This is a genomic window from Rhodoblastus sp. (genome assembly GCF_052145335.1).
In the GTDB taxonomy this organism is placed as follows: Bacteria; Pseudomonadota; Alphaproteobacteria; order Rhizobiales; family Beijerinckiaceae; genus Rhodoblastus.
This window is the reverse complement of sequence record NZ_JBKQOU010000110.1, coordinates 1-14727: the sequence shown is the minus strand read 5'-3', so window position 1 is coordinate 14727 and position 14727 is coordinate 1. Positions and strand designations below refer to the sequence as shown.

Sequence of the window (14727 nt, the reverse complement as noted above, 5' to 3'; positions counted from 1 at the left end):
AACAACGAGATCGGCTGCCGGGTGACGTTGCGCGGCCGACGCATGTACGAGTTCCTCGACTGGCTGATCAATGTCGCCCTGCCGCGCATCCGTGACTTCCGCGGCATCAACCCGAAGAGCTTCGACGGCAACGGCAATTACACGATGGGCGTGTCGGAGCAGCTGGTTTTTCCGGAAATCGATCCGGACAAGATGAATTTTACGCAGGGCATGGACATCACCTTCGTGACCAGCACCCGCAATGACGATGAGGCCCGCGAACTGCTCCGCGGTTTTGGGATGCCTTTCCGGGATGCATAACTAGCGTTCAGTTATGAACCTGAACACAGAACACTGAGTTGAAATGTCAACATGTGGCCGCGCGGAGGCAGAAAGAATCAAGGAAGCGGCACGCCCTTGGTCAGGAATTTTCGAGCCTTGTCGTTCCGGTGGCGCAGGCCCTCGCTTTTGACGCCGGTTCCCGCCGGCTGCCAGGCCGGCACGAGCTGGTGTTTGCCCGGTCCGATGAGGTCGGCGCGGCCCATGTTCTTCAGCGCCTCGCGCAAGATCGGCCAGTTTTCCGCGTCGTGATAGCGCAGAAAAGCCTTGTGCAGCCGCCGCTGGCGCAGTCCCTTGATCGCCTCGACCTTTTCCGAAGCGCCATGCCGCACCGGTTTCAGTGGATTGAAGCCGGAATGATACATCGCGGTGGCGAGCGCCATCGGCGAAGGCAAAAAGGTCTGCACCTGATCGGCGCGATATTTGTTGCGCTTCAGCCAGAGCGCGAGATGCATCATGTCTTCGTCGGTGGCGCCGGGATGGGCGGCGATGAAATAGGGAATCAGGAAATAATCCTTCTTCGCCGCGCGCGCCGCCTGATCGAACAACTGCTTGAACCGGTCATAGGCGCCAATGCCCGGCTTCATCATTTTTGATAGCGGGCCTTCCTCGGTGTGTTCCGGCGCGATTTTCAGATAGCCGCCGACATGATGGGCGACCAGTTCGCGAATATAGGCCGGGCTTTTCACCGCCAGGTCATAGCGCACGCCCGAGGCCACCATGACCTTCTTGACGCCCTTGATCTCGCGCGCCTTGCGATAAAGCTCGATCAGCGCGTCGTGGCTGGTGTCGAGATTTTTGCAGATGTCGGGATAGACGCAGGACAGGCGCCGGCATACGGCCTCGGTTTCGCGGTCCTTGCAGGCCATGCGGTACATATTGGCGGTCGGGCCGCCGATGTCGGAAATGATTCCGGTAAAACCTTCGGTCTTGTCGCGGATGATCTCGATTTCCTTGAGGATCGATTCCTGCGAGCGGCTCTGGATGATGCGCCCCTCATGCTCGGTGATCGAGCAGAAAGAGCAGCCGCCGAAACAGCCGCGCATGATTGTCACCGAATGGCGGATCATTTCCCAGGCCGGGATTTTGGCGCCGTCATAGGTGGGGTGCGGCGCGCGGGCGTAAGGCAGGCCGTAGACCGCGTCCATTTCCGGCGTGGTCAACGGTATCGGCGGCGCGGTGAGCCAGACATTGCGGTCTCCATGTTTCTGCACCAGCGGCCGGGCGTTGCCGGGATTGCTCTCCTTGTGCAGCACCCGCGAGGCGCGGGCGTAGGATTCCGCCTCGCCCACGACCTGTTCGTAAGCAGGCAAGCGCACGACGACCTTTTCGGCCTTGAGCCGCGCGCCTTCGTCGCCGTCGAGATCGTCGGCGGGCGCCTCGACGAAATCTTCCGGCGTCTCGTCCATCGCGAAGGCGAGGCCACGAATGTCGGAAAAGTCCTGGGCCAGGCCTTTTTTGGCGATCCTGTGGGCGACTTCGACCAGCGCGCGTTCGGCATTGCCGTAGAGCAGCAGGTCGGCCTTGGCGTCGAGCAGCACTGAGCGACGGATCTTGTCGGACCAGTAATCGTAATGGGCGATGCGGCGGAGCGAGGCTTCGATGCCGCCGAGAACGATCGGCACGTCGGAAAATGCCTCGCGGCAACGCTGCGCATAGACGATGACGGCGCGATCGGGGCGCCTGCCGCCCTCGCCGTCCGGCGTGTAAGAATCGTTATGGCGCAGTCGGCGGTCCGCCGTGTAGCGGTTGACCATGCTATCCATATTGCCGGAGGTCACGCCGAAGAACAGGTTAGGTTTGCCGAGTTTTTTGAAGTCCTCGGCGTTCTGCCAGTCGGGCTGCACGATCATGCCGACGCGAAAACCCTGCGCCTCCAAAAGCCGCCCTACGATGGCCATGCCGAAGCTCGGATGGTCGATATAGGCGTCGCCGGTGACGAGGATGACGTCGCAGGAATCCCAGCCGAGCGCCTCCATTTCCGCTCGCGACATGGGCAGAAAAGGCGCGACGCCGAAGCGATGCGCCCAATATTTGCGATAGGAAAAAAGCGGTTTCTGGGATTGCGCTGGGCTCATGGACTTTCTTCGCGCATGTTCGGCACTGGCGCAACATGGACGTGAACGCAAAACCCGCCGTTTTTAAGGTAGGAGGCCGGGGAACGTATGCTCAAGATTGAGTAAGGGGAACCCCGTAAGGGAAATTGCGATCTTATCGCAGGAGGGCGCCGCTGGTATTAAAACTGCGCGCATTACGTTCAAGGTGTCCTCTTTGGCGCGGTTTGGACCCTCGGGGGAAATCATGGGCCAGGTTATCGATCTCAAGCCAATGCATAAAAGCCATTTTGATATTTGGGCGGATTTTACGAGCCTGGTCGCCAAAAACTTCGGCGCGATCCTCGCCGAAGCCCAGGATTTTTCTGCAAGCTCCATGCAAGCCAATGCCAATTTGCTGAACAATCTCGCAAGCGCCCGGACGGTCAGCGCGATGATCCTGCTACAAACGCGTCATGCTCAGGCGGCTTGCGAGGCGACGCTGACCCAGTCGAAAAAATTCGCCGAACTTTTCAATGAGCTTTCCCGGGACACCGTCAAGTCGATCATGGTCGGCGCGGAGCGAAGCAAAGCCCCACTGAAAATACCGTCAGTCGGCAAAATGCTTCACGCCGCCGAGTAACGGAAGCTTTTAACATTATGATGCGAGCATCGGAAATTATATGGAGAACTATTTCTTCACGCTGCTGAAGGGCGACGAGACGATCTTGGACGTGCGTTCGGCTGATCTTCTGGATTTGCGGGCTGTGTGGTCGGCGATCGCCGAGTGGCGTGTCAAAAAGACATGGCCGGCGGGCGCATCATCGTCAGCAATGGCTCGGGCGAGGTGCTCATCCTTGTCGGCGCGGCGACTGCGCGTTCCTACCCGATGACCTCGAAAAGAGCTGAATCCAACGTGGCGAATGACGCCTCTCCCTGGCCACCGCAGGCTGTCGGGACGCCGGAGTTATGGATCCACGCCGCAAAGCGCCGACCGGACCCGATTGCCACCCCGCATGACCGACGATGCCGCCCACCGAAACCGACGGGAGACGAGAAAGCCATTCACGACGGAGAATTCGCTGCGACGATCGACATGCGCACCAGCTCAGGCAGGCTGCCGGCTCTGGTTTTCTTCATGAGATTGGCGCGATGGACCTCGACCGTCCGATAGCTGATGCCCAACTCATAGGCGATGCATTTATTCGACTTGCCGGCGATCAGCCTGTCCAGAACCTCTCGTTCGCGGGTGCTCAAGGCCGCCAGTCGCGACCGAATCTCGGGCGCTGTCGAATCCTGTTCCTGCCGGCGAGAATTGTGATCCAGCGCCTTGCGGACAGCATCCAGCAGAGCAGCGTCGCTGAAAGGCTTCTCCATGAAATCGACGGCGCCTTGTTTCATTGCATGTACGGCAAGCGCGACATCGGCTTGGCCGGTCATGACGATAACCGGCAAATTCAGGCCTCGCGCCGCGATGTGGGTCAGGAGTTCGACGCCGCTCATCCCCGGCATCCGCACATCGGTGACGACGCATCCCGTTTCATGCGGTCCTATAGCGTTGAGAAAATCCCGCGCGGAGACATAGGCCTTGGCGCCGAACCCCTCTGCCTCCAGCAACAGTCGGATTGCATTGCAGACAATGGGGTCGTCATCGATAATGTAAACCGTACCCTGTGTGCTCATTATACTGTTTCATACTCGCATGTTATTATGCACCCCATAACGGAAAAACCCCAATACTGATCAATTGACGAGATTTACCGCTGGATTGACGGCGACATGGCGGCTCGCACGCATGGCTAGTATGGACGCCCGAGACGGGATCCGTGACTGTAGACGATTTTCAACTTGGCTTAACATATTTATCGCGGATGATCCCACAAACGTTCCAATCAAGTGATTTAGGCCTTCGCCGATCAACCCCGGCGCCTGAAGGCGGCGCCGCGATCCGCGCCGGTTCGGTAAAAAGCTAATGCGTTGCGCCCTCGCCCTCCGCGAGCAACCCCGCTATGCCCTCGCGAAAAGTCGGGAAAGCCAGATCGAGAGCGAGCAGATCCTTCATGCGCCGGTTCGAGACGCGCTTGTTCTCGCTGTAAAAGCTGCGCGCCATCGGCGTCAGCGGCGCGGCGTCGAAATCCTGCTCCGGCGGCGGCTCGACCCCCAGTTTTTGCGCGGCGTAAAGCACGACATCCTGCGGCGGCGCCGGCTCGGCGGCGGTGATATTATAGACTCCGCCCGGCGCCTGGGTGGTCAGGCAGGCGTCGATGGCGCGCGAGATGTCCTCGACATGGATACGGTTGAACACTTGGCCCTGCTTCACCAGTCTTTTCGCCGTCCCCTCGCGCAATTTCTCCAGCACATTGCGGCCCGGCCCGTAAATGCCCGAGAGACGCAGGATATAGACATCCTTGGGGCTCAATTTCGCCAGTTCGGTCCAGCCCGCTTCGGCGGCGAGGCGCTGCTGGCTGCGTCGATTGGCTGGTTCGGCGGCGGCGGTCTCATCGATCCAATCGCCTCCATGATCTCCATAGACTCCTATGGTCGAGAGATAGACGATTTTCCGGAGCCGGGGCGAGGCGGCGATTTTTTCCGCCAACAACCGCAAGACCGGATCGCCCTGCGCGTCGGGCCCGGCGCTGACCAGCAAAGCATCGGCTGCCGCGAGCGCGGCGAGCAGGCGCGGATCGCACGTTTCCGCCGCGCCGTCGAAAGGCAGCAGTTCGACCCGGCCAAGGCGCTCAGTCTTCGGCGCGCGCCGGGTGCCGGTCACCCGGGTGAAAGCACGCGCGTGATGGGCGGCGTAGTAAGTAGCGGTAAAGCCCAAACCGATAATGACCAGATTCACCTCGCCCTCTCCCCATCGGTAGCCAGGTCCCATTCCACGCGGACTTGTGGGTCGAATTCCTCATCGCGCCGGCCGGCAAAGCCCATAAGCTCCTGCCGCGACAGCAGGCGCGAAAGCGCCCAGACCGCCATGCCGCGCACAAGGGCGGAAGCGTGATCGAGCCGCCTTTCCGCCAAAGGCGCCAGAGAAATATCGCCAGAATTCCCGATGGCGACCAGCACATTACGCAGGAAACGAGAGTGACCGATGCGCTTGACCGGGCCGCCGGCGAATTTTGCGCGAAACTCGGGCTCCTCCATCGCCGCCAGCTCCGCCAGCGGCGGCGCGACCAGATCCGCCCTCGCAAAAAATTTCGCCTCCCGCGCATTTTGGGCGAATTTGTTCCACGGGCAGACCGCGAGGCAATCGTCGCAGCCGAAAATGCGATTACCAATTTTTTCCCGGAATTTTTGCGGAATCTGCCCTGCTGCCTCGATCGTCAGATAGGAAATGCAGGCGCGCGCGTCGATCCGGTAGGGAGCGTCCAGCGCTCCCGTCGGGCAGGCGTCGAGACAGGCGCGGCAGGCGCCGCAATGATCGTTTTCCGGCGCGTCGGGCCTCAACTCCAGCGTGGTGAAAATGCTTCCCAGGAACAACCAGGAGCCGAAGTCCCGCGAAACCAGATTGGTGTGCTTGCCCTGCCAGCCCAGCCCGGCGGCGGCGGCGAGCGGTTTTTCCATCACTGGCGCCGTATCGACAAAAACTTTCACCTCGCCGGCCTGTTTCGCTTGTTTCAACAGGAAGCCAGCCAGTTGCTTGAGCTTGCCCTTGATGACATCGTGATAATCGCGATGGCGGGCGTAAACCGAGATGTTTCCAGCGCTTTTGTTCGCCAGCGTAGCCAGCGAATCACCCTGCGGGCCATAATTCATGCCGAGCAGGATGATCGAACGCGCCTGCGGCCATAATTTTCGCGGATCGCTGCGCCAGTCGGCGCGGTCGAGCAGCCAGCCCATATCGCCGTGACGTTTTTCCGCGAGAAAGGCCGCGAGATGCTCCCCCGCCTGCCCAATGGCGTCGGGCCGGGCGATGCGGCAGGCGTCGAAGCCCAGTCGCCGCGCCTCGGCCCGCAAAAGGGCCAGTGTCTTTTCCGATCCGATTGAACCGGATCGGGGCTTTAGAAATCCACTTCCGCGTAGAGCGGATTCATCATGACGCCGGGCGCCCGGTCCGCCAACAGCGGCCGGAAACTCGGACGGCTTTTCAGGCGCTGATACCATTGCTTGGCCGGCTCTTCTTCGTCCCAGGGCGCATCGCCCAGAAAATCGACGCTGGAGAGATGCGCGGCCGCGGCGAGATCGGCGTAGGTCATGCGATCGCCAGCCAGCCAGTTGCGCGTCGTCGCCAGATAGGAGACATAACGCAGATGATAGCGCAGATTGGCGCGCGCCGCGCGCACGGCGTCCATGTCTGGGGCGCCGCCGCCGATTTCCGTGGCGGTGAAGCGCTTGTAGACCTTTTCCGTCACCAGCCAGTTCGAGACTTCGGCAAAGAATTTCTCGTTGAACCAGTTCGTCAGCCGGCGGACCTCGACCCGCGCCATCGGCGAGGGCGGCAGCAGCCTGTGGTCGCCGAGGCGGTCGCCCAGCGTCTCGTCCAGCCATTCGGCGATGGCGCCGGCGCCCGGAATGACGAGGCCGTCATCCTCGACCAAAACTGGCGTCTGGCCGGAGGGATCGAGCAGCAGGAACTCGCGCCGCCGCTCGTGCACGCGCTCTTCGATCAGTTCCGCCTCGACGCCGTATTCGCCCAAGGCAAGCCGGACGAAGCGCGAATGCGGACAGAGCGGATGGTGATAAAGCTGCGGCATGCCTGTTCTGTTCGACCGGCTGTTGAAGCGCGCCGGGAAGCGAACCTATAGAAGCGCGCAAGACGGCGAACAAGAGAGCATTTTTAGTAGCGAGGTTAAAAAAGCCTTGCGCGGCGCACGGCCTTAGCCGCCCAGCCATTGCGCCAGACGCTGGATTTCCACGGCTTCAAGCGCCTCTCCGCAGAAAAACGGCGCGCCAGCGCGAAATCGGCGGCGCTCCAGCCGCACAGCGAATGGATGCCGGGGTCAGCGCGTAAAATTTCGATCTCGGGCCTTTCAGGGAGAATTGCCGATAATTCGTCCTCGTCGAAGCCAACCGTCCAGGTCGACTGGGCCCAACATGGGCTTGTCCCTTCGCACCGCCGGCGCGCCTTAAGCTGCGGCAAGCTGCGGCGTTTCGAGGGGTCAATATGACCGGGAGACGAAAAAATCAAGTGACAGATCGCCACGCTCAGGCGGCTTCAGGCACAAGCGATCTTGTCAGGGAACTGGCAGAGGTCTGCGATAGGACAGGCGAAACACAGCGGCTTGCGCGCCTTGCAGATGTAGCGCCCATGCAGGATCAGCCAATGATGCGCATGCAGCAGATATTCGTCGGGCACGATCGCCAGCAGGCCGCGCTCGACAGCTTCCGGCGTTGTCCCACGCGCCAGCGGAATGCGGTTGGAGACGCGAAACAAATGGGTGTCGACCGCGATGGTCTTCTCGCCAAATGCGGTATTGAGGACGACATTGGCGGTCTTGCGCCCAACACCTGGAAGGCTCTCCAGCGCTTCGCGCGCGTGGGGGACCTCTCCACCGAATTCGTCAATCAATTTGCGCGACAGGGCCACGACATTTTTCGCCTTGGCGCGGAACAGACCGATGGTCTTGATTTTTTCGCGCACGCCCTCTTCGCCGAGCGCCACCATCGCCTGGGGCGTCGAAGCGCAGGCGAACAATCCTCTGGTGGCCCGATTGACGCCGATATCGGTCGCCTGCGCCGAGAGCACGACCGCGACCAGCAGCGTGAAAGGATTGACATATTCCAACTCCCCCTCGGGATGGGGGTTCAAGGCGGCGAAACGCGCAAAAATAGCGCGCACGCGCTCCTGCTCGGCGGCGACTTTTTTTCGCGTCGGCGGTTTATCCTTTTTCGTCGCGCCCTTGGCGGGCTTCGCCAAAGGTTTCGGGACGCGTTTCGCGACAGGTTGGCGGCTGGATTCAGTCATCGCAATAGTAAAACGGGTCCGGTCCGGCGATACAAGCAGATATGCAGGCGCAACGAGGCTTTCCCGAAATGCGTGTGCCGGGATCCGAGCTCCTTTTCATGCCGGACACCACAACGGAGGCGACCTTCTTTACCGCGCGACTGCGGCCGCATCGCTCGCTGTCGCGGCGGGGACGCCGTACGGCGCTGGCGTTGCTGGCTTTGCTGCAGAGCGCGATCGGGGGGGTGTTCGGCCTTGCTGGCGCGTGGCCAGTGGCGATTTTCCTCATCCTCGCCTGGATCGGGCTAGCGTTCGCCTTCGCCCGCAGCGCCCGCGACGCCAAGGCCTTTGAGGAGCTTTCGCTAAGCACGGTCGAGTTGCTCTACGCGCGCGTAAACGCGGCCGGGCGGCGACGGGAATGGCGGTTCAATCCGCTCTGGGTGCGTCTGACGATCGAACGCCATGCCGACTTCGGCGTCGAGCGGCTGGACCTCTCCACGAGGGGGAGCCAAGTTGAAGTCGCCGCCTGCCTGGGCCGGGGAGAAAAAACGCTGCTGGCGGAGCATTTGAGCGCCGCTCTCGCGCGGGCGCGGCGGGGCGCCCGCTTCTCCTGAACAGGCCCGCGCCAAAAAAAGACCGCCCGAATGGAGCGGTCCAAGTCTCAGGGAGGAAACGCCCGGGTGCAAGGGCCCTCCGCGACGCGATGTCACGTTATCTTGTTAAGATTTCTGGCGCCTGAAGCCTTTGATCCAGCGCAATTCAAATGAGGATTTCGGATGTCGCAACCTTGACCTTGGCTGGCTCAAAGCTGTTTCTCGCGCTCGAGCAGAGCCCGCTTGCGCTCCATGCCCCAGCGATACCCCGACAGGGAGCCGTTGGCGCGCAATACACGATGACAGGGAATGGCGACAGCCAGAACATTGGCGGCACAGGCGCCGGCCACCGCGCGCAGCGATTTGGGCGCGCCGATGCGCTGCGCCACCTCGGCATAGCTCGTCGTCGTCCCTGGCGGAATCTCCCGCAAAGCCGCCCAAACTTTTTGCTGAAAATTCGTGCCCCTGATGTCAAGCGGAAGATCGAGCGGACGACATGGATTCTCGACCGCCTTGGACGCCGCGGCGACCAGCTGGTCCAAGCCGGAATCATCCTCGATCAGTTTGGCTCCGGCGAACTGCGCCTGCAATTCGCGGATCACCCTTTGAGGATCGTCGCCGAGCAGAATGGCGCAGACTCCTCTGGACTCGAGGCTTTTCTGACGCGCGACCAAGACCGACCCCAAAGACGTGCGTCCGAGCGCGAAGGCGATCTCTGCTCGGGGCTGGTCAACGCGAACGGGTTTAGTCTTCATGCCTGCCATGCGGTCGGCCTGCCAAAAAATATGGTGATCGAGATTGCAAAAATAAAAGCCCATCTGACGTCGTCCGCCGCCATGATGCAGATCAAAGCGCCAGTCGCCGTTCTGGAGCCGCAATGGGAAACCATTCCGACGCCCTGAGGATCCTCCGACCACACTTCGGGGTCAAGCTCTGAAATGGGGCAGTCCGCAACGCGTCACTGGCGCGCGGATTTCCTTGACATACTCCATGAGGTTTTCGCCGAACGTATTTAGGACGAAAGCTAGCGAGCAGCAGCAGCCGCGCAGTCGCCGAAGCGAGAGGGTTTCCCGGCGGTTCAGCGCATCTTTCCTCAATCTAAGCAATAATGCGGCCGTGCCGAAAGAGTTGCGCGCTTTGCTCTTAAAAATCGCCTTTGCCTTTTAGAAAGGCCGCTTTAGCTTCTCGGCGCCGGGGCGCAGTTTTCAATTTCGATGGAGAGTCGCATGAGTCGAATCAGTCTCGAACAGGCCAACGCCCTTATCGCGGCGGCTTTCGCCAAGGGCCAGGCGCTTGGTCTGAAACCCCTGACAGTCGCCGTGCTCGACCCCGGCGGCTGCCTGATCGCCTTGCAAAGGCAGGAGGGCGCCTCGAATCTGCGGCCGCAGATCGCCATCGGCAAGGCCAATGGCGCGCTGGCGCTCGGCGTGTCGTCGCGCAAGATCGGCGAGATGGCGGTCGAGCGGCCGACTTTCGTCGCCTCTCTGGGTCCGATCGCCGAGCAGGGTCTCATTCCAGCCGCGGGTGGAATCATTCTGGTCGATGGAGCCGGCCGGCCGATCGGCGCCGTCGGAATCACCGGCGACACTTCGGATAATGACGAGACTTGCGCGCTGGCCGGCGCAGCAGCCGCCGGGCTGCAGGTGCAATAGAAGCTCAAGCCCTCGCCTTGGCCTCGCGTCGGCGCGCATGCAGCACCGGTTCGGTATAGCCGTTGGGCTGCTCGGCCCCCTTGAACACCAGGTCGCAAGCGGCCTGGAAAGCCACGCTGGAATCGAAATTGGGCGCCATAGGGCGATAAACGGGATCGTCGGCGTTTTGCGCGTCGACCACCGCAGCCATGCGCTTGAGCGTCTCCAGAACCTGCTCGCCCTGGCACACGCCGTGGCGCAGCCAATTGGCGATATGCTGGCTGGAGATGCGCAAGGTGGCGCGGTCCTCCATAAGGCCTACTCCGTGAATGTCGGGCACTTTGGAACAGCCGACGCCCTGATCGATCCAGCGCACGACATAGCCGAGAATTCCCTGACAATTATTGTCGAGCTCCTCGGCTATTTCCTCCGGCGACCAATTGGGACGGTCGGCGAGCGGAAGGGTCAATATATCGTCCAGTTTCGCGGGGACGCGCGACGCTAGTTCGGCCTGACGCTTCACCACATCTACATCGTGATAATGGGTGGCGTGAAGCGTGGCGGCGGTGGGCGAGGGCACCCAGGCGGTGCTCGCTCCGGCGCGTGGATGGCCGATCTTCAGCCTCAGCATTTCCGCCATCAGGTCGGGCATGGCCCACATGCCCTTGCCGATCTGCGCCCGTCCCGGCAATTTCGCGCGAAGGCCGACATCGACATTATTGTCCTCATAGGCGGCGATCCACCTCGCGTTTTTCATGTCGTTCTTGCGCACCATCGGCCCGGCCTCCATCGAAGTATGGATTTCGTCGCCGGTGCGGTCGAGAAAGCCGGTATTGATGAAGAACACGCGATCCCTGGCGGCGCGGATGCATTCGGCCAGATTGACCGTGGTGCGCCGCTCCTCGTCCATGATGCCCATCTTGATGGTGTTGCGCCTGAGCCTGAGAAAGTCCTCGACGCGGGAAAAGATTTCATCGGCGAAGGCGACTTCCTCGGGCCCGTGCATCTTCGGATTGACGATATAGACCGATCCCGTGCGGCTGTTGCGCAGGGCGCCCAAGCCTTTCAGATCGTAGAGAGCGATCAGCGCGCTGATCATGGCGTCGAGCAGGCCTTCCGGCGCTTCCTCGCCGTCGATCAGCACCGCATCGCTGGTCATCAAATGCCCGACATTGCGCAGCAGCAGCAGCGCGCGACCATGCAGGGTCAAGGACCCGCCGCCGGGCGTGGCGTAGCTGCGGTCCGGCGCCATGCGCCGAACGACGGATTTTCCACCTTTAGCAAAACTCGCCTCCAACTCACCGCGCATCAGCCCGAGCCAGTTGCGATAGACCAAAACCTTGTCTTCGGCGTCCACGGCGGCGACCGAATCCTCGCAATCCTGAATGGCGCTCAGCGCCGACTCCAGCACGATGTCGGCAACGCCCGCCGGATCGGTCTTGCCGATGAGGTGAGCGCGATCGATATGGATTTCGACGTGCAGCCCGTGATGGACGAGCAGGACCACTTTTGGCGACGAGGCGTCGCCAACGAAACCCGCCAGGTTTTTGGGCTCGGCCAGGCCGGTCGCTCCGCCCTCCGCCAGTTTCGCGCGCAAGGCGCCGTCTTCGATGGCATAAAGCGTCACATTCTTGTGCGAGGCGCCGCCTTCGAGCGGCGCGATGCGGTCGAGGAAATCGCGTCCCCATGCAATGACTTTCCCGCCGCGCTCCGGGTCATAGCCTCGGGCGGCCGGGGTCGGCGGCGCCAAGGCGTCGGCGCCGTAGAGCGCGTCATAAAGCGAACCCCACCGGGCGTTGGCGGCGTTCAGCGCATAACGCGCATTGGTGATCGGCACCACGAGCTGCGGCCCCGCCTGGGCCGAGATTTCCACATCGACATTTTCCGTACCGACGGCAAAATCTTCGCCTTTCGGCGCGAGATAGCCGATCTCGGACAGGAAAGCCCTGTAGGCGGCAGCGTCGAAGTTTTTTCCGCGCCGCTGCCGATGCCAATCGTCGATCTGCGCCTGCAAGGCGTCGCGCCGGGCGAGCAATTGCCGATTGCGCGGGGCGAGATCGACCAGAAATTTCTCGAAACCCACCCAGAACGCCTCCGGCTCCATGCCGAGGCCGGGAAGAACTTCGCCATCAATGAATTGCTGCAAGACGGTGGCGACTTCGATGCGTCCCTGACGAAAGCGGTCTGACATGATTGGCCCCGGAAAATTGGCGCTGTTTCGACGAGTAGCTGAACCGAGGGTCGAGCGCGCCGACGACCGCTTGCCTCGATGCCGATTCTCGATAAATCTACGGCAGAAACTTCCGGCTCGTGAAAAAGATTTTCATATGGTGGAAAAAGGGCAAAAAGGCCGCGCCGCGTGATCAATTCGCCGATTTTCTACCGGCGACCCGGTGGGCGTGGGGAAACCAGCGCCCTTACCGCGACCGGTTCACGCGATTTCTCGCAGCAATTCCAACGAAAGCCATGTGCAATCGGGGAGCTGGCGGATCGAGCCTTGCAAATCATCGTCTCTGGCGAAGTCGCTGCGCACGGCGACAACCCTTAGCCCCGCCGCCAAGGCCGACTGCACGCCGTTACGTGAATCCTCAATGGCAATGCAATCCTCGGCATTTTGGTCCAACAAATTGACCGCGAGCTGATAAATATCGGGGGCGGGCTTTTTGTTGACGACCATGTCTCCGGCAGCGACCACAGGAAACATACGCCTCCATTGCGATCCCAGGGTCGCGCCGAGCAAAGCTTCGATATTGGGCAAGCTGGTTGTCGTCGCTATCGCGAGACCGATGCCATTTTCGGCCGCGGCGCATAGAAAATCGCCGATGCCAGCCCGTAGCGGAACGGCGCCCGTGCGCACCATCTCGGTATAGATCGCAGTCTTTTTTTGATGCAGAAGGAAGGCGAGCGATCGCCCATCGGGGTCCATGCTGTCTTTCATCGCTCCGGTGCGGAAGATGTAATGCGCAATGCGCTCCTTGCCGCCGGTGACTTTAAGCAGATCGCGGTAGAGGGCGTCGTCCCAGACCCAATCGAGGCCGAACTCCTCAAAGGCCACGTTGAAGGCTCGGCGGTGATATTCCTCTGTTTCAGCCAAAGTGCCATCGACATCGAAAATCAACGTCTTGATCAAATCCACCTCCTGTGGGCATCAAGCCGCCTGCGACGGGCTGGCGGCTTCGGCAGCGGAGCGGATAGCTGCGAGTTCGACTTCCGATCCGCTGGCCAGCAAGGTCACGTCCCGGTCGCCTTCCTCGACGTCGCGCATGAGATAAGCGCCCCGCGCGGAAAGGTTTTCGGCTCCCTTCTCCAGGCGCAACGTGGGCAAGGCTTGTCGCGACAGCGCAAGGATCGACGGCGCGTCGACTTTGCCGCCGCCTGCCAGCATTCGATGGTTTCCGCCAGATCGGCGGGACGAAGTGGCGATCATTTCCGCTTTAAAGCCGTCCAGGGCCTCAATGGCTTTGAAGGCTCCCGACCGCGCCATGCGCTCCTTGAACTCTTCATCATTCGGCTCGACCGCAAGCCGCTTTTTCCACTGGGCGTTAACTTCCGCGCCGCGCCGCGCAATGGCGCGCCAACTGTGGAGAATGGGATCCGGCACGACAAACGGGGGGTGAGGCCAGTTCAAAGCCTGGCGGGTAAGGGCGATTTCTTCCGCGCCCAGGGTCTCGCCATGGGCCTTGGACGTGCCGCCGCGATTGGGCGCTCCAAAGCCGATCGTCGTGCGGCAGGCGATCAAGGTGGGGCGGCCGGCTTGCATTCGCGCCCGGATTATAGCCGCAGTAATTTCGTCCTCGTCATGGCCGTTGATCTGCTCGACATGCCAGCCAGCCGCCTTGAACCGGGCCAACTGGTCGATGGAAGTCGAGAGATCCGTGGCCCCGTCAATGGTGATCTGGTTGTCGTCCCAAAGAACAATCAGCCGGCAGAGTTGCAAATGTCCTGCGAGATCAAGAGCCTCATGGCTGATGCCTTCGGCGAGGCAGCCGTCGCCGGCGATAACGTATGTAAAATGATCGACGAGATCCGCGCCGTAGCGGGCGTGCAGCATCCGCTCGGCGAGAGCCATGCCCACCGCCGTGGCGAAGCCCTGCCTGGAGCCATGCCCGGCGGAAAGCACGAAGCGGTCGCGGTCCGGCCAGGCCGGATCGGCCGGGTCGATCTTCATGAATTTGCTGAAGAGCACCGCGGCGACATCGGCCATGCCCATGGGCATTCCGGGATGCCCGGATTTAGCCTTTTCGACCGAATCCATCGCCAAGGCGCGC

The 14727-nt window shown here is 61.5% G+C and carries 13 protein-coding genes and 1 pseudogene; 4 read left to right on the top strand and 10 right to left on the bottom strand.

What is annotated here, in order from left to right:
- Window positions 1-300: large ribosomal subunit protein uL5 (gene rpl5 / locus ACLP2E_RS08165; RefSeq protein ID WP_442465625.1), on the top strand; the 300-nt coding region annotated here is incomplete at its 5' end.
- A gap of 77 nt (window positions 301-377) precedes the next feature.
- Here the strand turns inward: rpl5 and ACLP2E_RS08160 are convergent.
- Window positions 378-2312 carry a YgiQ family radical SAM protein gene (locus ACLP2E_RS08160; protein WP_442465626.1) on the bottom strand — a complete coding sequence of 645 codons (1935 nt, stop codon included), beginning with the start codon at window positions 2310-2312 and terminating at the stop codon, window positions 378-380.
- Between the two features lie 181 nt (window positions 2313-2493).
- Here ACLP2E_RS08160 and ACLP2E_RS08155 point away from each other — a divergent pair, with 181 nt between their 5' ends.
- A complete protein-coding gene (locus ACLP2E_RS08155; protein ID WP_442465624.1) occupies window positions 2494-2994 on the top strand; it encodes a phasin family protein in 501 nt (166 codons plus the stop codon).
- 422 nt (window positions 2995-3416) lie between these two features.
- Here the strand turns inward: ACLP2E_RS08155 and fixJ are convergent, their stop codons facing one another.
- The 5 genes from fixJ to nth form a co-directional block, all read right to left on the bottom strand.
- Window positions 3417-4034 carry a response regulator FixJ gene (gene fixJ / locus ACLP2E_RS08150; protein WP_442463485.1) on the bottom strand — a complete coding sequence of 206 codons (618 nt, stop codon included), beginning with the start codon at window positions 4032-4034 and terminating at the stop codon, window positions 3417-3419.
- 286 nt (window positions 4035-4320) lie between these two features.
- Window positions 4321-5196, bottom strand: a complete 876-nt coding sequence (locus ACLP2E_RS08145) for an SDR family oxidoreductase (RefSeq protein ID WP_442465623.1) — start codon at window positions 5194-5196, stop codon at window positions 4321-4323.
- On the bottom strand, window positions 5193-6308 hold the full coding sequence (gene queG / locus ACLP2E_RS08140; protein ID WP_442463483.1) for a tRNA epoxyqueuosine(34) reductase QueG: 1116 nt from the start codon (window positions 6306-6308) through the stop codon (window positions 5193-5195). The genes ACLP2E_RS08145 and queG overlap by 4 nt, the downstream gene beginning before the upstream one ends.
- Before the next feature lie 44 nt (window positions 6309-6352).
- On the bottom strand, window positions 6353-7045 hold the full coding sequence (locus tag ACLP2E_RS08135; RefSeq protein WP_442463482.1) for a glutathione S-transferase family protein: 693 nt from the start codon (window positions 7043-7045) through the stop codon (window positions 6353-6355).
- Between the two features lie 461 nt (window positions 7046-7506).
- Window positions 7507-8256 (bottom strand): endonuclease III, encoded by a 750-nt coding sequence (gene nth / locus ACLP2E_RS08130; protein ID WP_442463481.1) that lies wholly within the window; start codon window positions 8254-8256, stop codon window positions 7507-7509.
- 98 nt (window positions 8257-8354) lie between these two features.
- Here nth and ACLP2E_RS08125 point away from each other — a divergent pair, with 98 nt between their 5' ends.
- Entirely contained in the window at window positions 8355-8849 is a 495-nt protein-coding gene (locus tag ACLP2E_RS08125) for a DUF2244 domain-containing protein (protein WP_442465622.1), read from the top strand.
- Between the two features lie 188 nt (window positions 8850-9037).
- Here ACLP2E_RS08125 and ACLP2E_RS08120 read toward each other — a convergent pair whose 3' ends face one another.
- A complete protein-coding gene (locus tag ACLP2E_RS08120) occupies window positions 9038-9706 on the bottom strand; it encodes a methylated-DNA--[protein]-cysteine S-methyltransferase (protein WP_442463479.1) in 669 nt (222 codons plus the stop codon).
- Window positions 9707-10054: 348 nt separating this feature from the next.
- Between ACLP2E_RS08120 and ACLP2E_RS08115 the strand changes: the two genes are divergently transcribed.
- Complete coding sequence (locus ACLP2E_RS08115) at window positions 10055-10480, top strand: GlcG/HbpS family heme-binding protein (RefSeq protein ID WP_442463478.1); 426 nt, start codon at window positions 10055-10057, stop codon at window positions 10478-10480.
- A 4-nt stretch (window positions 10481-10484) separates the two neighbouring features.
- On the opposite strand, the gene ACLP2E_RS08110 is transcribed toward ACLP2E_RS08115, so the two are convergent.
- The 3 genes and pseudogenes from ACLP2E_RS08110 to ACLP2E_RS08100 all read right to left on the bottom strand — a co-directional run.
- On the bottom strand, window positions 10485-12650 hold the full coding sequence (locus tag ACLP2E_RS08110) for a malate synthase G (RefSeq protein ID WP_442465621.1): 2166 nt from the start codon (window positions 12648-12650) through the stop codon (window positions 10485-10487).
- Window positions 12651-12890: 240 nt separating this feature from the next.
- A complete protein-coding gene (locus tag ACLP2E_RS08105) occupies window positions 12891-13589 on the bottom strand; it encodes an HAD-IA family hydrolase (RefSeq protein WP_442463476.1) in 699 nt (232 codons plus the stop codon).
- 390 nt (window positions 13590-13979) lie between these two features.
- Window positions 13980-14727: pseudogene (locus ACLP2E_RS08100) on the bottom strand (1-deoxy-D-xylulose-5-phosphate synthase N-terminal domain-containing protein); the annotation flags it as partial.